This window comes from Paraflavitalea pollutisoli (assembly GCF_029360705.1).
GTDB lineage: Bacteria > Bacteroidota > Bacteroidia > Chitinophagales > Chitinophagaceae > Paraflavitalea > Paraflavitalea pollutisoli.
Genome location: NZ_JARKMX010000014.1, coordinates 341165 through 364804, shown reverse-complemented (window position 1 = coordinate 364804; position 23640 = coordinate 341165). Strand labels below are relative to the sequence as shown.

The window sequence follows — 23640 nt, the reverse complement described above, 5'->3', positions numbered from 1 at the left end:
CTCTGCAATACAACAGCAATCCTTATTGATCGTACTGGTTATGCCAGCCTTCTTTTTTCAGTTTATCAGCTTTCGCAAGGACCTCCGCTTCGAGGTTCTTTTTGTAATCGGCTACTTTATCACCGATCTGCTCATCGAAAGCACCTATGATGGAAGCAGCCAGAATACCCGCATTTTTAGCGGCATTGAGCGCCACGGTGGCCACAGGGATGCCATTGGGCATCTGGAGAATGGAGAGTACGGAATCCCAACCGTCGATCGAATTGGACGATTTGACGGGAACACCGATAACAGGAAGGGGGGTCAGGGAGGCCACCATGCCAGGCAGGTGAGCGGCACCGCCGGCGCCGGCAATGATCACTTTAAGGCCCCTTTTACGCGCTTGGGTGGCATAGTCAACCATGCGCAAAGGGGTACGGTGTGCCGACACCACGGTCAGTTCGAAAGTAATACCAAATGTTGAAAGAATATCGGCAGCAGCTTGCATTACATGCAGATCACTATCGCTACCCATTATAATACCTACCTGCGGATTCATGCAAGGATTGATTTGAACCGCAAAGAAAGGGAAAAATTATCACCCCACGACACAAAAACACTTGTATGCATCGTATTTTCTGTAGTCGTTTTAGTAAAACTACCGTACCAGGTCGCCCTTCAATCGCAACAGTTCGGTCTCCGCCAGCTTGGTATTGTACCGGGCGGCGATCAAACGGTTGTAAGCATCCTGCAAACTGATCTGCGCTTCCCGCAATTCGAGGTAGGTCGATACTCCCTGTTTGAAACGGGCCAGGGCGATCATCACGTTTTCTTTGGCCAGTTGGATGTTGTCATCCTCCAGTGCCAGCAATTGCTTTTGCAGCTCATAGTCCTTGAAGGCATTGCTGATGCCCATGTCGATCTGCGAACGTTGGTTGGCGTACAACAGTTGATTGTACCGGATATCGATCTCCGCCTGCCTGATGAGTCGTTTGGTATTGAAGCCATTCAGGATCGGCACATTGAGACCAAATCCGTAATTGAATCCTTTATTGCGGTTGAAGAAAGGCTGGTTGATGTTTACCGCCACACTGTTGTCGTTTTGCGTGAAGTTGTACGAAGAGTTGAACGAAAGCGTGGGGAACAGGTCGGCCTTGCGTTCCCGCAAACTGATGCGGGAGATATCGATGTTCTTTTTGGCAAACAACAGCGAGGGATTGCTTTCCTCAAACTTTTGGGCAAACTCGCCAAACTGCAGCGACATATTCAGCGGAATACTATCGCTTACATTGTACACTACACCCGTGCGAAAACCGATCATCTGGTTCAGCCGGTCGCGCAATTGCGCGATCAGCGTCAATTGCGTTAACTGAGCGGCTTTCTGGGCGTTGAGGTCCACACGTGCCTGCAGCAATTCGGGTTTGCTGCCCAGCCCCACGGAGATCTTCTTGTCGGCCAGCTTTACCCGCTCCTCATTGATGGAGATCTGCTCTTCGATGGCCCGCAGTTGTTGCTTCTGCCGTACGATGATATAATAACTATTGACGACCGATGCAACGGTATTCACCACCTGCGTTTTCACCCCCAGCTCACCCAGTTTGTCGAGCTCTTCGAGCCGCTCACGGGTAGCAAACATTTTCAAACCATCAAACAGGGTCCAGTTGAGGTTGAGCGCATAGTTCATATTGTGCGTCTTCACCGCATCACGGGTAACGCTACTATCGCCCCCACCAACACGCTTCTGGAATTTGAGCTGCTGGTTGTTCTTATTCCAGGTAGTGCCGGCAGTTCCGTTCACCTGTGGCAGGAAGGCTGCCCAGGAATAAGAATAATCGATGGCGTAGGATTCGGCATCATTGCGCGACAACAGGATATCGTAGTTGTTTTTGAGGGCCGCTTCGATCGCCTCCTGCAGCGTCAGTGAATCCTGCGCCTGGGCAACACCCGTCAATACGATGGCGATAAAGAATACAAGGACTCTTTTCATAATCAGAATGCATTTATGCATGGTGAACCTCGGACTGCGTTTTTTCATTTAAAAATGCCTCATCCATCAATTCCATTTCACTCTTTTTCTTTTTACGCGACAGGAAGCTGTAAATAGCCGGGATCACATAGAGGGTCAATATCAGCGAGAACATGATACCACCTACGATCACGATACCCAAGGGGATCCGGCTGGTAGCCGCCGCGCCCAGCGACATAGCGATCGGCAACGCGCCGAGGGCCATGGCGAGGCTCGTCATCAGGATGGGCCGCAGACGTGCCTGCGCCGCTTCTGTTACCGCCTCCCGCTTAGACAGTCCCTGCAATTGTTTCTGGTTGGCAAACTCCACGATCAGGATACCGTTCTTCGTAACCAGACCGATCAGCATGATCATACCGATCTGCGAGAAGATATTGAGGGTTTGATCAAATAACCAGAGTGACAGGATCGCACCGGCAAAGGCCATCGGTACCGTCAGGATGATGATAGCAGGATCGATAAAGCTTTCAAATTGCGCGGCCAGTACCAGGTAGATCAGCACGATCGCCAGGATCAACGCAAAGCCGATATTGCCGGAGCTCTCTTTGAAATCACGGGAAGGACCCGACAATGAAGTGGCATAGGTATCATCCAGCAAACGGCTGGCGATATCTTCCATCGCTTTGATGCCTTCTCCGAGTGTTTTACCATTGGCCGGACTGGCAGACAGTGTCGCCGATTTGTACCGGTTGAAGTGATACAGGGTAGGAGGGGTGGTCTCTTCGCGGATGCTCACCAGGTTGTCCATCGAAATGATCTCGTTGCGGTTGTTGCGCACATAGATATTCTTCAGGTCGGTAGGATCGTCGCGGTCGTTGCGGGCTACCTGACCGATCACCTGGTATTGTTTGCCTTCACGGTAGAAGTAACCCAGCCGCAGGTTACTCAAAGCCAGCTGCAGGGTTTGCGACACATCGGCAATACTAACGCCCAGTTGACTGGCCTTGATACGATCGATATCGATGTTCAGTTCCGGTTTGTTGAACTTGAGGTCGGCATCGACGTTGATGAGCACGCCGCTTTTATTGGCTTCTTCGATAAACTTGGGCAATACTTCCTTCAGCTTGTCGAAGTTGTTGTTCTGAATAACGAATTGCACCGGTTGGCCGGCGCGACGGTTTACGGAAATGGTCTGCTCCTGTACCGCGATCGCACGTCCTTCGGAGAATTTGTTGAGGTTGCGGTTGACCATGTTTACGATGTCTTCCTGCGAACGGGTACGGTCTTGGGGATCCACCAGTGTTACCCGCACGTTGCCGGAGTTGACGGAACCGGCACCGCTGAAACCAGGCGCAGTGATAGAGAGTACGATCTTACGTTCTTCCGGTTTGATGGAGTCGAGCATGAACTGCGAGAGTCGGTCGATATACGCATCCATCGCATCGTAGGAGGTGCCCTCCGGAGCAGAGACCTGCAGGCGGAACTGACTGCGGTCTTCCATCGGCGCCAATTCCGATTTAAGGCCGCTACCGATCAACAGTATGATCGCAAAACAACCTAATATCAACAACCAGGCAATCCAGCGTACCCGCATGAAACGCTTCAGAGAATTGAAGTAACCATTTTCCATAGCCTGGAAGAAGGGTTCTGTTTTATTGTAGAACCAGCCATGCTTGTGCACCTTGCGGGTCAGCTTGACGTTCAGTACCGGTGTCAGTGTCAGTGATACCAGGGCCGAGATCAATACCGCGCCTGCTACCACGATTCCAAACTCGCGAAACAAACGGCCGGTAAAGCCCTGGAGGAAAATGATGGGTAAAAAGATAACTGCGAGGGTGATCGACGTAGCGATAACGGCAAAGTAAATTTCTTTGGAACCTTCTTTGGCAGCGCGGTATTTATCCATACCCTGCTCCATCTTCTTGAAGATGTTTTCCGTGACCACGATACCGTCATCCACCACCAGACCGGTAGCGAGTACGATACCCAACAGCGACAGCACGTTGATCGTAAAGCCACTGAGGTACATGATGAAGAACGCACCGATCAGCGATACCGGAATATCGATCAGCGGACGTACCGAGATGAGCCAGTCGCGGAAGAAGAGATAGATGATCAATACCACCAGTATCAGGGCAATGATCAGGGTTTCTTCTACTTCCGATATCGATTGCTTGATAAAGCGCGTCTGGTCGAGGGCGATGTTGAGCTTGACATCGTCGGGAATCTCCTTCTTGAGCTGCTCGAAGCGTTTGTAAAACTCTTCGGAGATGGCCACGTAGTTGGAGCCAGGTTGCGGTACCAGGGCCAGGCCAATCATCGGGATCATACTCTCCTTCAAAATGGTCTCTTCATTTTCAGGGCCCAGTACAGCCTCTGCTACATCCTTCAGGCGGATCTCATTGCCATTGACGGTCTTGACGATGACATTGTTGAAATCATCTTCGGTGAACAGGCGCCCATACGTGCGGATAGATAGCTCAGTAGCATTACCGGCAATCTTACCAGAGGGAAGCTCTACGTTTTCGCGGGCCAGGGCCGATTGTACGTCGCCGGGCGTAAGTCCGTAAGCACTAAGTTTGGCGGGGTTGAACCAGATGCGCATGGCCCAGCGTTTTTCGCCCCATACCTGGATGGCACTCACCCCGGGAATGGTTTGCAATCTTTCAACCAGTACGTTATTGGCATACTCGGTGATCTCGAGCTGGTTGCGCGTATTGCTCTGTACGGTCATCGAGATGATGGCGTCGGAGCTGGCATCTGCCTTCGATACCACCGGTGGTGCCGGCAGGTCATCGGGCAGGGAGCGGGAAGCTTGTGATACCTTATCGCGTACATCATTGGCAGCGGCCTCGAGGTCGATGCTCAATTCAAATTCTACGTTGATACGGCTGGTGCCCTGGCTGCTGGTAGAGGTGATATTCTTTACCCCGGCGATACCATTGATGGCTTTCTCCAGCGGTTCGGTGATCTGCGATTCAACGATCTCGGCATTGGCGCCGGGATAAGAGGTACTCACGCTCACGTTGGGCGGGTCGATGGCCGGATAGTCGCGTACACCCAGGAAGGTGAACCCGATGATACCGAACAACACGATCACGATGTTCAGTACTGTTGCCAATACCGGACGGCGTAAACTCAGTTCTGAAATATTCATGGCGAGCGCTTATTGTACTTTGGATAATTTGATTTTAGCGTCGGGACGAATGGCGAGCAGACCCGTTGTGATGACAGTATCGCCCAGCTTCAACCCATCGGTCACCTGTACAAAGGAAGAGTCACGGATGCCCGTGGTCACGACCTGTGATTTGGCCACCCCGTTGGCGTACACGAAGACCCGTTTGTTACGCGCCTGGGGTATTACTGCCTGGGTAGGGATGATAAGGGCGCGATCATCCTGGTCCAGTTTCAATCCTACCTTGGCAAAGGCACCAGGTACGAGGATCGGGTCTTTGCTGGCGATGATGGTACGCACCCGTAACGTACGGGTATTGGATTCGATCACCGATTCGGTGGCCAGTACGTTGGCGTTGAAAGTCTTATTGCTACCAGCTACAGAGAAGGTCACGGGACGGCCCTTGCGCATCATGTCGCTGTACTTTTCCGGCACGGAAAACTCCATCTTCAATTGACCTACCTGGCTAATGGTAGTAACCAGAGTGGTAGGGGAGATATAGGCTCCATCGCTAATGCTCTTGAGGCCAATACGGCCATCGAAAGGTGCGCGGATCTCTGTTTTGGTGATGTTGACACGAATGAGGTCGATGTCGGCGCGAAGGTTACTGACAGCCAGTTCGCTCAGGTCGTATTCCTGCTGACTGATACCACCGATGGTGAGCAGTTCTTTTTGCCGTTCAGCAGTCTTGGCATTGATCTGCAATTGTACCTGCAACTTTTTGAGTTGTGCCTGCAGGTCTTCGTCGAAGAGTTTGACGAGTACAGTGCCTCTCTTCACGAAACTACCTTCGGGTATATTGAGTTTTACTACACGGCCGCTGATTTCAGGACGGATCTCTGTTTGCTCGAAGGGCATCAGTGTGCCCGGTACTTCGAGCTGTTCGCCAAGTGACTGGGTCTTTACGATAAAGGCTTCTACCTGCAGGGTCGCATTACCTTTGCCGGCACCCGGAGCAGGTGCATTCGCAGGTTTCTTTTCATCCTTGCAGGCAATCGTGCATACAAATAATAACAATACGGCTAACCGGCTTTTACCTTTCATGTTTCTTTGTTTGGCATACAATGACCGATCAACACGTCGCATCGTAATACGGCGAAAAGTGGGCATGCTACGTCTCATGTGCTTAGGGCTCCTGGGTTAATTTGGTGCGCGGCTAAGTTACTGTTTTACCAATGCTTCTATGTTAAATTGGGTATGAGTGGTAGCCATAACAAGCTTAACTAATCACTTTTAACGCGTTTTTAATGCGATGAGCTTTATAGGTCAGGTCGTGTTTATCTTTACTGACGATGGTTATATGCCCCATCTTGCGGCCGGGTTTGGTTTGTTTTTTCCCGTAGATGTGAACAAACACATTGTCCATCTGCAGAACCTCATCCAGCCCGTCGTATTTAACATCTCCGCTATAACCTTCCGCCCCCAGCACATTGACGATGGCAGCGGGTAAGATATGATCGGCATTACCGAGGGGATAACCCAGGATCACCCGCCACAGCATATCAAACTGTGAACTGTAGTTGGCTTCGATGGTGTGATGGCCACTGTTATGAACGCGGGGCGCAGTTTCATTAACGAGAACGTCACCATTGCGGTCTACAAAAAGCTCCACGGCAAATAGGCCGGGGCTCTTGAGCCCTTTTACCACCGCCAGGGCAATGGCTTCTACCTTCCACAAGGTCTTATCGGGAATATCGGCCGGACTGATCTGGTAGTCGAGCAGGTTGAGGTGCTGGTCCATGACCATATCCACCGGGGGATACAGCGCCGTCTCACCTTTTTCGTTGATGGCTACGATCTGGGCGATCTCTTTGTGAATGGGCACCATTTTTTCCAGTACAGAGGGGGCGTCGAACCCACTGTCGATGGCATCGGCGGTTTTGATCACCTGTACGCCACGGCCATCGTAACCGCCCAGACCAATCTTGTGTACCGCCGGCAAAAAGGCGGTTTGCTGACGCAGTTCTGCTTTGTTCTGGGTAATGACAAAAGGAGAGGTAGGGATTTGGTGATCCTTATAGAATTGTTTTTGGAGAATTTTGTTCTTGATGGTCCGGAGCGCGGACGGTTTGGGATAAACCTTTACGCCTTCCTTTTCCAGTTTTTCCAGCGCCTCTTCGTTAACGGCCTCAATTTCAATGGTAATGGCATCCAGTCCTTTACCAAAATTGTACACATCATCAAAGTTCCGAATATCACCTTTTACGAAGTGATGGCACAAATGCGCCGCAGGGCAGGCGGGATCATTTTCCATGACATAGGTCTCAACGGGATAGTTGGCAGCAGACTGTAATAACATTCGTCCTAATTGTCCGCCGCCGAGAATACCAACTTTTTGCATGCCTGTAGGTTGAGGCGCAAAAATAAGGGAAAGCAACTTGCCCTATGGCCGGAAACTATCCACCAATTTCCAGATGCCGCCACCGATCAAACCACCGATAATCGGTCCCACAATAAACACCCAAAGATGGCTGATGGCAGCTCCGCCCACAAAGATGGCCGGACCGATACTACGGGCCGGATTGACCGATACACCGGTGACCGGGATGCCCACGATGTGGATCATCGTCAGCGCCAGGCCGATGGCAATACCCGCGTGGGCCGTGTTGCTGTTGTTTTTACTGGTGGTGCCGTGAACCACCAGCAGAAAGATGGCCGTGAGGGCGATCTCCGCCACCAGGCCGCTGGTGAGGGAGTAGTGGTCGGGAGAACCCGCTTCCACGCCATCCTGGCCCAGGCCATTGGCAGCGATGGTGTAGTCGGCTTTGCCAGACGCGATGAGCCAGAGCAGGGCCGACCCTACGATAGCGCCCGCAATCTGGGCAATGATATACCCCAGGGCATCTTTAGACGGGATCTTACCCGTGGCGAGCATGGAAATGGTGATCGCCGGGTTGAGGTGACAACCGGAAATATGGCCGATGGCATAGGCCATGGTCAGCACCGATAAGCCGAAGGCAAAGGCGATACCGAGAAACCCGACGTGTGTACCCGCCAGCACGGCGGCCCCCGTTCCGATAAATACCAATACAAAAGTGCCGAAGAATTCTGCCATGCATTTCTGAGACAAAGAGGCGTTCATAGATGAGCTGATTTGGTGGTTGAAATAGTGTTAGGGCAAACGGGTCCCGAACATTCGTTCGGAACGATGGATGGAGCTTAGAATGAATCAGTGGGCAGTAAGATCGTAGGAGGAGCAGGCGGCTGTCGATAGCCGGTCGATCAGGAACCTAAAATACGCATTATGGCCAGATGGCAAGCCGAAAAGATGCCTGATTTTAAACAAGATAGTCGAACGCCTGGTAAAGGGGGGTGTGGCCAGGCGCTGTTGGGCACCTGGGCCACAGCGATCGGGTGGCAGGCATGAAATATTCCCGCCATAACTGGATAAGAAGTTTGATTAATAGGGAGTTATGAACTAAAAACAAGCTGGCGGAAGTTGGTGGTGGAAACCAAAAAAAATTATCTTTGTGCTGCATGCGTCCTGATTACGACCATAAAATATTCAACGACAAAAGAGTAGGGTACAGCCTGCTCATGGAAGCGTTGGCCATGGATTCCCTCCACTAAACCCCGGCAGCCCCTTGGCTGCACAACCTGCTTTACGGAATTACTATTTGCTACGGTTATCTATTCACTGACCTTTTAAATACGTCTATATATGCCTACTCAATTGGCAACGGCTGCGACCGTTCATACGCAAAACGATTTCCTGCCCCTGCAAGGCACCGATTACGTTGAATTCTATGTGGGCAATGCTAAGCAGGCGGCTCATTTTTACAAAACAGCTTTCGGTTTTCAGTCATTGGCCTACGCAGGTCCCGAGACGGGTGTGAAGGACCGGGCGAGCTATGCAGTTCGCCAGGAGAAACTGACTTTCGTGTTTACCACGCCCTTGCGCGCCAACAACGAGATCGCCGACCACGTGTACAAACATGGCGACGGGGTGAAAATGCTGGCCTTGCGCGTGGAGGATGCCCGCAGTGCCTGGGAAGAGACCACCCAAAGAGGTGCCCGCAGCTTTATGGAACCCAAACTTCTCCAGGATGCTGATGGAGAGTTGATCATGAGTGGCATTTACACCTATGGTGAAACCGTTCACCTGTTCATCGAGCGCAAGAACTACCGGGGTGCCTTCATGCCGGGTTATCGTGCCTGGACCTCCCACTACAATCCCACACCAACGGGATTACTGTACGTAGACCATTCCGTGGGCAATGTAGGCTGGAATCAAATGAACAAATGGGTAAACTTCTACGAAGAGGTCATGGGCTTCCGCAATATCCTCAGCTTTGACGACAACGATATCTCTACCGAATACTCGGCCCTGATGAGTAAAGTGATGAGTAATGGAAACGGATTTGTAAAATTTCCGATCAATGAACCGGCAGAAGGGAAGAAGAAGTCGCAGGTAGAAGAGTACCTCGATTTTTATAATGGAGAAGGTTGTCAGCACGTTGCGCTGGCTACCAGCAATATTGTTGAAACCGTGACGGCGCTGCGTGACCGCGGGGTAGAGTTTCTGCAGGTGCCCACCTCATATTATGACGAATTGCAGGATCGCGTAGGCAAAATCGATGAAGATGTAACACCGCTAAAAGAGCTGGGCATCCTTGTGGATCGTGACGATGAGGGCTACCTGTTGCAGATATTCACCAAACCCGTTGAAGACAGGCCCACCTTGTTTTTTGAGATTATCCAACGCAAGGGCGCCAAGAGCTTCGGCAAGGGTAATTTCAAAGCACTGTTCGAAGCCATTGAGCGCGAGCAGGAGCTGAGAGGTAACCTGTAATTTAGCCAATTGCAATATACCTTACAACAACAAGGCTCCGGCATAACCGGAGCCTTTGTTATTTGTCAAAATCTCATTTATCATTTTGGTGGCGCATGCGTCTTGTACAGTGTATTTCACTCGATGCCTCCGTTGCCTATTTGCCTCGTTGCCTATTCCTGCCTCGTAACCTTTGCCCGTATTGCCTTCATTTTTTACGGTGCTGCACGTAGTTCCTACACGGGTTTTCACTTAGTTTTTCACATTGTTAACAATCTGGGCTGATTTTTGCGCCATCATTTGTGTTAATTTTAATGCTGCATTTGACCCAAGTACCGAAATAACAGGTCAAAAAATTACGTTATCAATCCGTGGGATTCTACCAGATGAAATATGTACTTCTAGTGGCAGTGGTCTTGCTTGGCGGGACCTACGCGTGGTCGCAGAACGCTGCCCCCACCTTCAACTTTGTTGAGTACCAAAAGACATTTCCCCGCACCAGCGATGCCTGGAAACGCAAAGAAGATACCCTCCGCAAACAGTTCCTGGAAAAAGGCATGGCCTGGCCCTTCCGCTATATGTATTTGCGTTCGTTCAAGTACGATAGTCAGCTCGAAGTGTGGGTAAAAAATGCGCCCAACGAACCTTTCCAGTTATTTAAAACCTATAAGGTATGCGCGCTGGCAGGTACTCTTGGTCCCAAACGTATGCAGGGCGATTACCAGGTGCCCGAAGGTTTTTATTACATCAATGAGTTCAACCCACGCAGCCAATACCATTTGTCGCTGGGCCTCAATTATCCCAACTCGTCCGATCGCATCCTCGGTGATTCTATCGCTCCGGGTGGTGATATCTACATCCACGGCAGTTGTGTAACCACCGGTTGTATTCCGGTCAATGATGCACAGATCGAAGAACTGTACATCCTGGCGGCCAACGCGCGCGCACAGGGGCAGGAATTCATTCCCGTACACATCTTCCCGATCCAATTCAAAAACCAGAAGAGCTCCGATTACCTGGCCAAGCATGTGAAGGATTTTCCCGAGTATACGGCCCTGGCCGACGAACTGAAGCATGCTTACCTGTATTTTGAAGCCACCAAACGCCTGCCCGTGGTCATGGTCGCTAAAAAAGGCAATTACGTGATCGAAGGCGTCATACCACCGGCCCCGGAGAAACCCGTGAAGGTGGTCAAGAAACGCGATCCCCGTCCTGTAAAAGAGTTTACCGGCGAAACCTTCGCTGTGGTCAATAAGTTGCCCGTATTTCCGGGCGGTAATCCCGGTTTCCAGGCCTTTATCGACAAGTTGAGCCATGAGATGGCCCAGTACCTCGACGAAGGGCAGAAGAAGGCCTACGTGATGATCGAGTTCGTGATCGATAAGAACGGCAAGCCTGGTTATGCCAAAGTGCTGAAAGGCGGTAATGAGGAACTGAACGATAAACTGATGGATGCCTTCGATGCGATGCCCGATTGGGTACCCGCCGTGCGCCTGGAGCAAAATGTGTCTATCAGGCTGAAACAATCCCTCTACATCGAACGGCCGGAAGCAGCAGCGAGCACGACCAGCAGTCCTTCCAGCAGTGCCACACTCAATAACTGATTACATGCAAACTTCTATAGGAAGCCACCTTCGGGTGGCTTTTTTGTTGGGTTGGGGAAGTCGGTCTTCCACCCGGAAAGCCATAAAAAAAGCCATCCTGTGCAGGATGGCTCATTATAATGAGTTGGATCGGTCTTAGATAATGTCCAGTGCCAAAACGAAATAAGTGCACACGAAAGGAATGATCAGGGTCAGGTATTCCCAACGCAAAAAGATAGCTGCTCCAAATGCCACACAAGAGAGCAGGAATAAGATCATGTATAAGCCCTTGTTTCTTTTATTAGCCATGGTACGTAAGAATTTGCGCAAAAATAGGACGAAACAGTTAATTGTGAAATAGTTCCGTAAATATTTTTTACCCGCTACCAGTGGCACTTTCAGACCCGTTTCGCACGTTTTACAACAAGTTGGCATTCTTTTTTCGCAAAGTTGTTGCCTGCCCTGAAAGGCAGCACAGGCCGACTTTACCCGGTTCGATATATATGTTTTCCATAACATGTTCGCAAACGGGTGGGGATAGTTCGCGTAATTAGTACACTTTGTAATAAATTCGCCCAACCAAACCCTGCGTGGATGGGGGCTGATTGACTGGAAAACACCTACGATGACAATTCATTTTTACGTTCGTTTTCATACCCAATATGGCCAATTGCTGGCAGTGACCGGCAACGTCGAGGCATTGGGTAATGGTGATGCGGAGAAGGCATTTACCCTGAACCACCTGAACAATGACTTCTGGCATGGCACGATCGAGACCGAGTTTCCCGAATCGGGCGCCATCCGGTACAATTATGTCTTTCAAAACGAAGAAGGCTTCCGCTTACTCGAATGGGGTGAGCGGGTGATCGAGGCTGCACAGGCAGGTAATGCCACTTACCTCCAGCTCGTAGATACCTGGAACCATGCCGGCGAATTCGAGAACGTTTTCTATACCGATCCTTATCAGGAAGTGCTGCTGGCCGAGCCTGCCAAATCGAAAACCAAACAGCCGAAGAAGTTCACCCACCAGTTCAAAGTAAAAGCTCCGTTGCTGTCGAAACACGAAGCACTTTGCCTGCTCGGCAATACGTCCGATACCGGCAACTGGAATACCGATGAACCCATCCTGCTGGTACGGGAGAACGGCTGGTGGTCGGTCAAATTGACCTTGCCACGCGAAGATTTTCCGCTGTATTATAAATACGGTGTGTACGACACCAAAGAACAACGTTTTGTGCGCTTCGAGACGGGCGACAACCGGATACTGTATGGTCTCGAAGGGCCGAAAGACGAAGAGGCCAGTATGACCATCTCGCACGATGGTTTTGTGCATATTCCCAACGATACCTGGAAAGGGGCGGGCGTGTCCGTACCAGTATTTAGCTTACGCAGTAAAAACTCCTTCGGCACCGGTGAGTTTACCGACCTGAACGGGTTGGTAGACTGGGCACGCAAAACCGGTCTGAAGCTGATCCAGATCCTGCCCGTCAACGATACCATCGCCACCCATACCTGGCTCGATACCTATCCCTATGCGGCCATATCGGCTTTTGCCCTGCATCCGCTATACCTCAACCTCGATACCGTAGCCGGCAAGCAGTATGCAGATATCCTCAAACCGCTAAAGAAGAAACAAAAGGAGCTCAACGAGCTGCCCGATATGGATTACGAGGCGGTCATGAAAATCAAGCTTGGGGTGATCCGTGAGTTGTATGCGGTGCAAAAAGAAGCACTGTTGAAAGACAAGGACTATTTCCTGTTCTTCGAGCAAAACAAACATTGGCTGGTTCCCTATGCGGCCTTCAGCTGTCTGCGGGATAAATACAAGACCTCCGATTTCAACCAGTGGAAAACACATAGCCAATATAGTGTGGCAGCCATCGACAAGTTTGTGTCGCCCAAAGCCAAACACTATGATGAAATTGCCTGGCATTATTACACGCAGTACCACCTGCACCTGCAATTGAAAGCCGCAGCTGAGTATGCGCACAAACACGGCGTCATCCTGAAAGGCGATATCCCCATCGGTGTATACCGTTATGGTGTCGATGCGTGGATGGAGCCCGAGCTATACCATATGGAGATGCAGGCCGGTGCACCACCCGATGATTTCGCGGTACGCGGACAGAACTGGGGTTTCCCGACCTACAACTGGGACCGTATGGCTGAAGATCAATTCGAATGGTGGCATCGCCGCTTTGTGCAGATGGGCAATTACTTCGATGCCTTCCGCATCGACCATATCCTGGGTTTCTTCCGGATCTGGAGTATTCCTATCAATGCGGTAGAAGGCATCATGGGCCGCTTTGTACACGCTATACCGGTAGCATTGAACGAATTTGCCGCCCGGGGCATCTGGTTCGACCACTACCGCTATTGCAAACCCTGTATCAACGATGCCATACTCTGGGAGCTCTTCGGTCCCAACAACGATAAGTTCAAACCCTTCCTGCATGCCATCGGCGACGGTACCTACGAGCTGAAGCCCGAGTTTACCACGCAGCGGCAGGTAGAACAATATTTCAGCACGCTGGAGGCAACTGCCGACCACCAGCATATCCGGCAAGGATTATATGACCTTATTTCGAACGTCATCCTGTTCGAAGAGCCCGGATCCAACGGTCAGCAATTCCATTTCCGTTTCGGTATCGGCAGTACTACCTCATTCCGGCACCTCGACCTGCATACACAGTATTTACTCAATGAGCTGTACGTAGACTATTTCTTCCGTCGCCAGGATGCTTACTGGATGAAGGAAGCCATGAAAAGGTTGCCGGCATTGAAGCGCGCTACCAATATGCTGATCTGCGGCGAAGACCTTGGCCTGGTGCCAGGTTGTGTACCAACTGTGATGAAACAGTTGGGCATCCTCAGCCTCGAGATCCAGCGTATGCCGAAAGATGCCAATCACGAATTCTTCAACCCGGCCAAAGCACCCTATCTCTCAGTGGTAACACCATCAACCCACGACATGAGTACGATCCGCGGCTGGTGGGAAGAAGACCGGGAAAAGATCCAGCGCTTTTATAACAATGAGCTGCAACAATGGGGCGATGCGCCTTTCTTCTGCGAAGCCTGGATAAACAAGGCAATTGTACTGCAACACCTGCATGCTCCCGCAATGTGGGCCATCTTCCAGTTGCAGGATATTCTCGGTACCAGCGAGTCGCTGCGCAGCGATAACCCGCAGGCCGAGCGCATCAACATACCAGCGATATCAGGCCATTACTGGCGTTACCGCATGCATATTCCGCTCGAGCAATTGATCAAGGAGAAGGCTTTCAACGAAGACCTCAAGGAACAGGTAGAGAAAAGTGGACGCGGATAGTGAGTAGCAGGCCCTGGCTGGTGTATATTGCAGACTTAAATCTGCGAACCAGTAATGAAAGTTACTTACAAGACGTACAACCTGCCTTTTCGCCATCCCTTCACCATCTCCAAAGGCACCAAAACACACCAGCCTTCACTCGTGGTGGAGGTAGAACATCGTGGCATCATAGGCTATGGAGAAGCACCGGCCATTGCCTACTACAATATCCCGGTGGAGAAGATGGTGGAAGACCTGGAGCGTAAAAAGCAAATGATCGAACAATTTGCGTTTACCGAACCGGAGCGTTATTGGCATTACCTGCATCATCTATTACCGCAGAATAATTTTCTGGTCTGTGCGCTCGATATCGCCGTGTGGGATATGTGGGGCAAGGCCTACCGTCAGCCGCTGCACCAGTTGTGGAAACTGGATACCACCAAGGCTCCCCCCACCGATTACACCATTGGTATCGATACCATCGACAAGATGGTAGAGAAGATGAAAGAAATGCCCTGGCCCATCTATAAGATCAAGCTGGGTACCCACGAAGATATTGCCATCGTGCAAGCCTTGCGTAAACATACCGATGCGGTCTTCCGCATCGATGCCAATGCCGGGTGGACGGTGGAAGAAGCGCTGGAGAAGATACCGCAACTCGCCACCCTGGGTGTAGAGTTTATCGAACAGCCCCTCGCTAAAGACAACTGGGAAGGTATGAAGAGGCTGTATCAGGAGTCGCCACTGCCACTGATAGCGGATGAATCCTGTGTGGTGCAGGGCGATGTAGAGAAATGCGCCGGTCACTTTCATGGTATCAATATCAAGCTCACCAAGTGCAGTGGCATTACGCCTGCGCGTTTCATGATCGACAAAGCCCGGTCATTGGGCTTGAAGGTGATGATCGGCAGTATGAATGAAAGCTCGATTGGCTCTGCGGCGATTGCGCAGCTTTCGCCGCTGGTTGACTATGTGGATATGGACGGCCCGCTGTTGCTGAAAGAAGATATTGCCACCGGCCTCACTTTCGAGCAGGGCAGGGTGGTGCTGACCAACAAACCCGGTCTGGGCGTGGACTATACCGAAATTTACGAGAAGTCATTATAACAAAATAGGTCGTAGTGATCAAACCGGTTATTGCCGCGGACGGTGCCGCAGCGATAACCGGTTTTTCATGGGCGATACTTTCCTTAGTAAGTATAGGCCGGTGGTTCAATGCCCTGGCACCGCAGGTGCAGCACGGCCTGACCGCGATGGTGGGTAATATGATCCAATGTAGCGTGAAATCCCTGCAAACCGGCCTCATTCAGCTGGCTGCCATCCATCGTTGCTTTCAACCGGCTATAGGCATCATTGATGGACGCGATCACCTGTTTCTTTTTCAGGGTTTCAGCAGGTGGTGCCCAATCGGTCTCTTTTCCGTTGATGTAATTGTCTTCCCACCAACCAATACCGTAGGCAATGTGCTGCAACAGCTCACGGAAATTCCAGCCGGCGCCTGCTGGTTTTGAGTCATAGGCCTGTTCGGGCATGGCTTCTGCTACCGCCAGCGTGTACTCCCGGGACGTTTCCAATGTCTTGAGCAAGGGTGTGGTCATGGCTACTTGTGTTTGCATGTCTATTTGTTTCGCACAAAGCTATTATGGGCCCCTCCGGCAGGGTTAAGGAATCTTGCTGAATTGGTACCTGGGGAAAAAGAACCAGGCTCCAACCAGCAACCGGCCCGAACGTCATCCAGGTTATGTCCTGCTGATCAGGAAGCAACTACGAACTTGTTGCGGTAAGCGGCCGGCGGACAATGGTATTTTTGCCGGAAGGCGGCGGTGAAATGTTCGATGCTGTTGAAGCCGGTCGTAAAAGCAATATCCGATACCGGTAGGGTAGTGTCTTTCAGCAGTAATTCTGCATGTTTTAGCCGGATGGAAAGCAGGAACTGATGTGGGGAGGTCTGCGTAAAAGTCTTGAAAATACGGCTGAAATGGAATGGACTCACATGGCAATGCGTAGCCAGGTCCTGCAGCGAGATATCATCGGTATAATGTTCGGTGAGGTATTGCTTGGCCCCTTCGATCGTGGTAAGGTGTTGTTGCTTGAGGCGGGTATGTATGCGTTGGTCGGGATGGTAATCAGTGATGCTGCCCAGTACCTGGTGTACGATTTCCATCACGAGGTTATCCACCTGCAGTTTGCTGCCGGTACGGCTCAAGATCAAACGGGCAATGTAGAAATGCAGGAACTCCGTCTCCGGAGTGGTTTTGTACAAGGTAGAATGGAGGTCATCATTGCTAAAGAAGGTCGTTTTCCCATATTGTTCCAGCAGCGCTGTATAAAAGCTGGGCGTGAACTGAAAGATGGTGCATTCATCGGGTACGCTGTGCGCATGGGTCACCGTACGTTCGTAGCCGGGCTTGGTGATCAATACACAACCGGTATAGGAATCCAGCGAACGCCGGAACACATTGAACAAAAAATTGCCCTTGCGTACGAAACTGATGGCGAATGCTTCGCTGTACTCGGGTTTGGACGTACGGCAGTCCACACACTGGCATTTGAAATCCATGATGCGGTAAAAGCCAGACTCGAACAGCGTATGAATGAGGGCATCCATCTTACTAAGTTACAACATCTGCTTCACTACCAGATCCGTACCCGCGCACTGTCGGCCCGGTAGAGCTTGTCACCTGGCTTCAGGCCAAAAGTCTCGTAAAATGCATCTACATCGGCCATGGGGCCATTGACACGGTACTGAGCCGGTGAATGCACATCGGTGAGCAATTGGTCGGCCAGTGACTCGGGACGTGCATGCCCCAGCCAGCCGAGTGCATACCCCTGGAAGTATCGTTGCGCTGGCGTAAGTCCGGCAATCTTTTCCCCCTTTTTGTACTGATCGGTAAGTTTAAAGGCATCCCATCCCAGGAGAATACCACCCAGGTCGGCAATGTTTTCGCCGAGCGTCGCTTTGCCGTTGATGCGAAGCGTATCGGTTACAACATAACCGTTGAACTGATCGACCATCACGGCCGCCCGCTTGTTGAATTTGTCTTCGTCGGTCTTCGTCCACCAGCTCAGCAAGTTACCATGTGCATCAAATTGGCGGCCCTGGTCGTCGAACCCGTGCGTGATCTCATGTCCAATCGTTGAAGCCGCGGCATAGCCATAAACCACGGCATCGTCTACTTCTTCATCGCGGTAGCCGGGAATGGTAAAGATGCCGGCTGGCAACACGATCTCGTTGTTGGAGGCATTGTAATAAGCATTGTATTCCTGCGGCGGCATTACCCATTCCGTGCGGTCAACCGGTTTGCCCAATTTCTTGATATAGTATTCATGCCACCAGGCATGTGCCCGCTGCACATTGATCACGTAGGGTACATGCCCGATATCCATGGCTGAAAAATCTTTCCAGGTATCGGGATAGCCTACCTTCTTTTTCATGGTCGCCAGCTTGTGCAGGGCTTTTTGCCGGGTGCTGTCACTCATCCAGTCGAGCTGGTTGATGCGGGCTTTGAGGGCATCGCGGATGGCTTCCACCATTTGCTCGTACCGTTGTTTGGCTGCCTCGTTGAAGTATTCTTTCACGAATAGCTGCCCCACCAGTTCTCCCATCAAGTCTTTTTGTTCGTCCAGCACCCTTTTCCACCGTGGACGTAGTGCTTTGGTGCCACGTATCACGGTGTAGTAAAAGTGGAAATGCTCGTCAACAAATGGCTGACTGAGGTAATTGGCGGAGGCATTGATCAGGTTCCAGCGGAGATAGGCCTTCCATTGGTCCAGTGGTACAGTGGTAAGGGCCTTTTGCAGTTCGCGGTAGAAGTCAGGTTGCCCCACAATAACGGTATCGACCACCTTGGCACCGATCTGGTTCAGCCAGACTCGCCAGTCGATAGCGGGGGTGAGTTGCTTTAGGTCGGTGACGGCAAATTTGTTGTAGTTGATATAGGGATCGCGCATGTCTTCGAGGCGGCGCGATGCCTTGGCCAATCGGGTCTCCAGCTGCATCACGCTGGCTGCATGGGTGGCTGCCGTGGTGGTGTCGTCACCCATCAGTTTGAACATGTTGGCAAGGTGCTTCACATATTCCTGCCGGACCTGCACGGTGCGAGCATCGGTCTTGAGGTAATAGTCGCGGTCATCCAGGCCAAGGCCACCCTGGTACAGCAGGAAGCCCATCTTATCACTGTTCTTGGGATCCTGGTCGATGTAGACACTCCAGGCCGGGGCAATGCCTTTGGGTTGCCAGTCTGCGATGAGCTGCAGGATGGCTGGCACACCATCGACGGCATTGATCCGATCCAGCTCGGGCTGCAAGGGCGTAATACCTGCTTTGTCGATAGCTACCGTGTCCATAGCACTGAGCCAGAATTTGGCCAGCTTTTGTGATGCTCCTCCTTTGGCACTGTCGGCAATGGCTTTTTCGTTGATGGCCAGGGTGCGCTTGTACAATTCTTCAAATACGAGGTGTGCGATGGTCCAACGGCTTTCTGTTGCGGGAATGGGGTTGCGTTTGATCCAACCGCCATTGGCGTAGAGAAAGAAATCATCGCCGGGGCGTACGGTGGTGTCCATATTGGCGGCCACCACATCGGGTTTGGCCGATGGTTGTTCATTATTTTTACAAGCGAGCAGGCTGCCGAGCAGTGCAGCGGTGAGCAACACGTTGGTCTTCATAACTGTTGGTAGTTTTGGAGGCTATGAAGATAACAGACGCGATGCGCATTCCCGGCAATTACTGTACAGAACGTCGGAATAAAGGATGAACCGCAGCCACTGCCTGCGGTGATTGGGTAGTTTGGGTAGGGCCATCAGCTTTGTGCGTCATGGAAGATAATGCCCAGGGTATACCGGCGACCGCTGTGTACGGCACTGACGCCATGTTTCATATTGACCCGATAATACCCTTTGCTGCCCCTGACCGGCCGAAAATTGGTGGTAAACAGGAGGAAGTCGCCTCGCTTGGGGGTGAGTACGATGGCTTTGGATTGGGCACGCGGGATCTGTTCGGTCAATACAAATTCACCCCCGGTATAGTCCTTGCCGGCTTCATTCAGGAACATCACCAGTTGGATAGGAAAGAAGACATCGCCGTATAGATCCTGGTGCAGCGTGTTGTGGCCACCCGGGCCATATTGCAGTATCAATACGGTGGGGTGGATCTGTTGATGTTGCCGGCAGGCAACGTGCAATGCTTCCAGCGTGGCTGGATATTGCTGGTCGATCGTTAGCGCCTTCATCCAGGCATTGGCGATAGGAGCCAGGTGCGGATAGATCGATTGCCGTATTTGTTGCAGCAGATCGGGTAGGGGGTATTGGTAGTATTTGTATTCGCCAAGGCCAAACCGGTAGCGTTCCATAGCAATGGTTTTACGGAACAAGGCGGGCTGCTGGTATTGATCGATCAATTGTTGGGAATCGGCCGCATCGAGCAGGCCGGGCAACAGGGCATATCCCTGCTGGTGCAGGTCTTGGGTGGCAGCCTCCCAGTTGGCGTTATTGATTGTACTGATAATGGTTTCCATGGTGCGAAACTACCAGCCTGTGTTGGTGCGGGAAACCCGATTCTTGCGGAAATGGCTATCGCTTGTTGCGGGATTTTGATGTGGAAGCTGTTGGCTGAATGTGCTTATTGGATGTCTTCTGCTTGCCCGACGCTGTGGGTGATTTCGTTGCCTGCTTACCGGGGGAGCTTTTCGCGGCGGCCGGTGTTTTCTTCTTCGAGGCTTTGGCAACTTTGTTGAATTTGAGTGTGATGCCAATCCACCACGACAATTGTTTGTTGGTCGCCAGGGCATCGGCGTCTACAAAAACATATCCTTTCATCACCTTGCCCGTGAAATCCATGGGGGTACATCCTTCTTTTTCCAGTGCTTCCTCATAGGCATCGGGCCCTACGCGCAACATCATTCTTTCAGACTCGATGCCAGCCAGCATCTTATCGTTGACCATAAAACAGAGGCCGCCAAACATGCGTTTTTCCACGATGTTGTTTTCGGTAGCGGCGATCATTTCCCGTACCCGGTCGGCGAGTTGTTCGTTGTAGGTCATGGCGGTTGAATGAGGCTATAAATGTAATTGATTTAACGGTAGCGTCTATCACGTATTCGGACAAGGCGGCCGGAAGCCTACCGGCTATGTTGACACTAATCCGTAACTTAGCCACTTATCAAATTCACCCCATGTCATGCTGATTGCAAGAGCCATCCTGTTCGGTTGCCTGCTGGGCAACAGCCTGTTGTCCTGCGCACAGGCTCCTTCTCCCTGGAAGAACAAACAATGTGCCGTCGTGCTTAGCTACGATGATGCTTTGAATATTCACCTCGACCAGGTCATTCCTACCCTGGATTCCGCCGGACTGAAAGGAACCTTTTACCTGATCGGATCATCGGCTGCCTTTACCAAACGGATTCCCGAATGGCGCAAAGCGGCGGCCAATGGACATGAACTGGGCAACCATACCTTGTTTCATCCCTGTTATGGCAAACGCCCCGGCCGCGAATGGGTGCCTGTGGATTATGATCTCAACAACTATACGCTGCGTCGCATGATGGATGAAGTGCGGATGAACAATGCGGCGCTGGAAGCCACCGATGGTAAAAAGAAGCGGACAATGGCTTGTCCCTGCGGCGATACAAAAGTGCAGGACTCCTCTTATCTGTATGGGCTCAAAGACCAGTTTGTAGCATTTCGGGATGGTACACCCGATGCCAACGCGGTCAATGGCTTTGGCAAGGTGCCGGTGGAGTGGTTCAGTGCAGTCAACAACACCGGCGACCAATTGATCGCTGCCGTCAAAAAAGCAATGACTAACCGCTCTATGTTAGTTTTTGTATTTCACGGTGTAGGGGGTGATCACTCGATCAATGTATCGGCAGCCGCACACCGCGCACTGATTCAATTCCTGCAACAAAATAAATCACAGATCCTGGTGGCCCCGTTCGTAGAAGTGGCGGCACTGGCGCAAGCTGCCCGGTAAATGTCTTTACTCCAACCTCAATCGCTTGATCAGCGGCCTCTTTAGCGTCGCGGCATTGGTCAGCGATCCATCTGGCTGCAGGTTGCGCAGTTGACTGTTGGCAATGTAATAAAAGTCGTTACCTACAATCACACCGGTCGTCGGCAGGATGAAATCGGGATGATAAGATTGCAGCACCTCTACACGGATGATATGTCGTCCTGCGGCATCGAGGTAAAACCGAACGATTCGATCGTCGTTGTTGCCCGAGTCCTGTATCGCGATCAGCGAATTGTTGTAATAATACAATCCATCGATCTGGTGCAGGAAGGTAGGTACCTGGCTATCGAGCGGCTCTGTCGTATTGTTTGTCAGGTCGATCCTTTTGATGCCGTTGAAATCTGCTATATAAAGGACTGTAGAAGAATCGTTCCGGGCGATGCCATTGGGGTAAGTAAACCCATTGGCGATGGCGGTCATGCGACCGGATGCCAGCTGTAGCTTATAAACGTTGCCTGCCTTGCTATCTGTATAATATAACAAGCTATCTCCCGTGGTCACCAGGTCATTGAACAGGTGCGGACCTGCTTTATTGTCGAGGGTGTATTTATTCACCAATCTACCAGTCGCCAGCTCGATGCCGAATATGCCTGCATAGCCGTTACTGCTATCCCGCTCCGAAGCACTGCAGAGCCACAAGGTCTTGTTGTCGGCACTGACTTTCATCCCTACCACCATCCACAGGCCATATTGCCCGTTGGATACCAGGTCCTTTTGCTGGCCGTTGTTCATCGTGTGATCCACCACCTTGCTTTGCGCAAGACTGCCAAGGAAAAAGCGCTGCCCATCACCAGTTGCAGCGATGCCTTCGGGAATCAGTTGCGCATCGTTGAGCCTGAAGGCGTCTGCACTGCGGTGTATGTCTTTACCATTCGCGGTAAACCGGGCAGCAATAGGGGCAAAGGCTGAGCGGCTGGTAAGCATCGCCAGTTTGGGGTTTTCATTCACCCGGTAAGGCAGCCCTTTATCCGCCAGTTCCTCCAGCAGGCGAAGGCTTTGTTGCATACTGTCTGCCTGGCAATAACATTCCGCAAGCTTATACAATATATTGGGGTGCCGGGTATATGGAACAAGGTCTCTTCCCAGCCGGATACAGTCTGCATATTTATTTTCTGTTGCTGCCTGCATGAAGCCCGGATAGTCGGGCGTGGATGTTTGTCCCATGACTTGCAAGAGTGGCGTCAGCAAGAGGATAATCAAAAGTGGCTTCATGGCTGGAATGGTTATGATACGATAAAAATAAGCTAATGTTGGGCCTGTAGGTTTTCGGCTGGATCGGCTGCCCCCGATTTTACATCAACAACTGTTTGTGTGGGCCGGAGGGCTGTTTGTGCTGGCTTCTTAACAAATGTTAGCCTGTTTGAATTTTCCCGTTTTCGTCTCCTTCAACATACGGGTAATAACTTGTCAACCACTTATTACAAGGATCGAATGAAAGGCGTGAAGCTGCGCAGCATGAATTACGATATCCATGCGGGCTCCATTGCCGGTATGCCCGGCCGTATCCTGATGTTTCTGGTGAGTTTTATCTGCGCCGGACCGCCCATCACCGGGTTTTATATCTGGTGGGGGAGGAGTAATAAGGGGAGTGGAAGCAAGAAAACAAGTACAAGTAGGAGTAAGTGATGAATTGAACTGAACTGATACGGGCATTTAAAGGTTAGCCATAGCGGCTGACCTTTTTTTATGCATCTGGTATTGTAAAATACGCTTGCACCCGTCGGTTACCGTTACAGAAAGTGGCCGGTATCGTTTGATTATTCGTGTATAAAGTCTTACATTAGTAATTGTGTGCTTAAATTGTTGGTAATGAATAGGTAGAGGTATTTCAAATCACCGAATTATCACAT

Annotated in this window: 19 protein-coding genes; 6 read left to right on the top strand and 13 right to left on the bottom strand. The window is 51.2% G+C overall.

The annotated features are described in order from the left end of the window. Window positions 1-22 precede the first annotated feature (22 nt). The 6 genes from purE to aqpZ form a co-directional block, all read right to left on the bottom strand. Window positions 23-538: a 5-(carboxyamino)imidazole ribonucleotide mutase gene (purE, locus tag P2W70_RS32065; protein WP_276485700.1), complete on the bottom strand. Its 516-nt coding sequence runs from the start codon at window positions 536-538 to the stop codon at window positions 23-25. A gap of 99 nt (window positions 539-637) precedes the next feature. Then, the gene (locus tag P2W70_RS32060; protein ID WP_276485699.1) at window positions 638-1966 is read right to left on the bottom strand and encodes a TolC family protein; all 1329 of its coding nucleotides are present in this window, start codon (window positions 1964-1966) and stop codon (window positions 638-640) included. 13 nt (window positions 1967-1979) lie between these two features. After that, window positions 1980-5102, bottom strand: coding sequence for an efflux RND transporter permease subunit (locus P2W70_RS32055; RefSeq protein WP_276485698.1), 3123 nt, complete (start codon window positions 5100-5102; stop codon window positions 1980-1982). Between the two features lie 9 nt (window positions 5103-5111). Further along, a complete protein-coding gene (locus P2W70_RS32050) occupies window positions 5112-6164 on the bottom strand; it encodes an efflux RND transporter periplasmic adaptor subunit (RefSeq protein ID WP_276485697.1) in 1053 nt (350 codons plus the stop codon). Between the two features lie 175 nt (window positions 6165-6339). Continuing rightward, window positions 6340-7461, bottom strand: a complete 1122-nt coding sequence (locus P2W70_RS32045) for a 5-(carboxyamino)imidazole ribonucleotide synthase (protein ID WP_276485696.1) — start codon at window positions 7459-7461, stop codon at window positions 6340-6342. A 42-nt stretch (window positions 7462-7503) separates the two neighbouring features. Beyond that, complete coding sequence (gene aqpZ / locus P2W70_RS32040) at window positions 7504-8202, bottom strand: aquaporin Z (protein WP_276485695.1); 699 nt, start codon at window positions 8200-8202, stop codon at window positions 7504-7506. 579 nt (window positions 8203-8781) lie between these two features. Here aqpZ and hppD point away from each other — a divergent pair. Next, a complete protein-coding gene (gene hppD / locus P2W70_RS32035; RefSeq protein ID WP_276485694.1) occupies window positions 8782-9912 on the top strand; it encodes a 4-hydroxyphenylpyruvate dioxygenase in 1131 nt (376 codons plus the stop codon). Window positions 9913-10277: 365 nt separating this feature from the next. Next, window positions 10278-11495 (top strand): L,D-transpeptidase family protein, encoded by a 1218-nt coding sequence (locus P2W70_RS32030; RefSeq protein WP_276485693.1) that lies wholly within the window; start codon window positions 10278-10280, stop codon window positions 11493-11495. A gap of 135 nt (window positions 11496-11630) precedes the next feature. Here the strand turns inward: P2W70_RS32030 and P2W70_RS32025 are convergent, their stop codons facing one another. Further along, on the bottom strand, window positions 11631-11783 hold the full coding sequence (locus P2W70_RS32025) for a hypothetical protein (RefSeq protein WP_276485692.1): 153 nt from the start codon (window positions 11781-11783) through the stop codon (window positions 11631-11633). A gap of 316 nt (window positions 11784-12099) precedes the next feature. On the opposite strand from P2W70_RS32025, the gene P2W70_RS32020 reads away from it, so the two are divergent. Both P2W70_RS32020 and P2W70_RS32015 read left to right on the top strand, forming a co-directional pair. Then, window positions 12100-14802, top strand: a complete 2703-nt coding sequence (locus P2W70_RS32020; RefSeq protein WP_276485691.1) for a 4-alpha-glucanotransferase — start codon at window positions 12100-12102, stop codon at window positions 14800-14802. 54 nt (window positions 14803-14856) lie between these two features. Beyond that, window positions 14857-15888: a dipeptide epimerase gene (locus tag P2W70_RS32015; RefSeq protein ID WP_276485690.1), complete on the top strand. Its 1032-nt coding sequence runs from the start codon at window positions 14857-14859 to the stop codon at window positions 15886-15888. 83 nt (window positions 15889-15971) lie between these two features. On the opposite strand, the gene P2W70_RS32010 is transcribed toward P2W70_RS32015, so the two are convergent. The 5 genes from P2W70_RS32010 to P2W70_RS31990 form a co-directional block, all read right to left on the bottom strand. Beyond that, window positions 15972-16397 (bottom strand): DinB family protein, encoded by a 426-nt coding sequence (locus P2W70_RS32010; protein ID WP_276485688.1) that lies wholly within the window; start codon window positions 16395-16397, stop codon window positions 15972-15974. A 137-nt stretch (window positions 16398-16534) separates the two neighbouring features. Next, window positions 16535-17389, bottom strand: coding sequence for a helix-turn-helix domain-containing protein (locus tag P2W70_RS32005; protein ID WP_276485687.1), 855 nt, complete (start codon window positions 17387-17389; stop codon window positions 16535-16537). A 26-nt stretch (window positions 17390-17415) separates the two neighbouring features. Next, window positions 17416-19449, bottom strand: a complete 2034-nt coding sequence (locus tag P2W70_RS32000; RefSeq protein ID WP_276485686.1) for a M13 family metallopeptidase — start codon at window positions 19447-19449, stop codon at window positions 17416-17418. A gap of 134 nt (window positions 19450-19583) precedes the next feature. Continuing rightward, on the bottom strand, window positions 19584-20297 hold the full coding sequence (locus P2W70_RS31995) for a 2OG-Fe(II) oxygenase (RefSeq protein WP_276485685.1): 714 nt from the start codon (window positions 20295-20297) through the stop codon (window positions 19584-19586). Between the two features lie 55 nt (window positions 20298-20352). Next, a complete protein-coding gene (locus P2W70_RS31990; protein ID WP_276485684.1) occupies window positions 20353-20823 on the bottom strand; it encodes a TfoX/Sxy family protein in 471 nt (156 codons plus the stop codon). Window positions 20824-20959: 136 nt separating this feature from the next. Between P2W70_RS31990 and P2W70_RS31985 the strand changes: the two genes are divergently transcribed. Continuing rightward, entirely contained in the window at window positions 20960-21751 is a 792-nt protein-coding gene (locus tag P2W70_RS31985; protein WP_276485683.1) for a polysaccharide deacetylase family protein, read from the top strand. Window positions 21752-21757: 6 nt separating this feature from the next. Here P2W70_RS31985 and P2W70_RS31980 read toward each other — a convergent pair whose 3' ends face one another. Next, a complete protein-coding gene (locus P2W70_RS31980) occupies window positions 21758-23002 on the bottom strand; it encodes an SMP-30/gluconolactonase/LRE family protein (protein ID WP_276485682.1) in 1245 nt (414 codons plus the stop codon). A 219-nt stretch (window positions 23003-23221) separates the two neighbouring features. On the opposite strand from P2W70_RS31980, the gene P2W70_RS31975 reads away from it, so the two are divergent. After that, window positions 23222-23416 (top strand): PepSY domain-containing protein, encoded by a 195-nt coding sequence (locus tag P2W70_RS31975; RefSeq protein ID WP_276485681.1) that lies wholly within the window; start codon window positions 23222-23224, stop codon window positions 23414-23416. The last annotated feature ends 224 nt before the right edge of the window (window positions 23417-23640 follow it).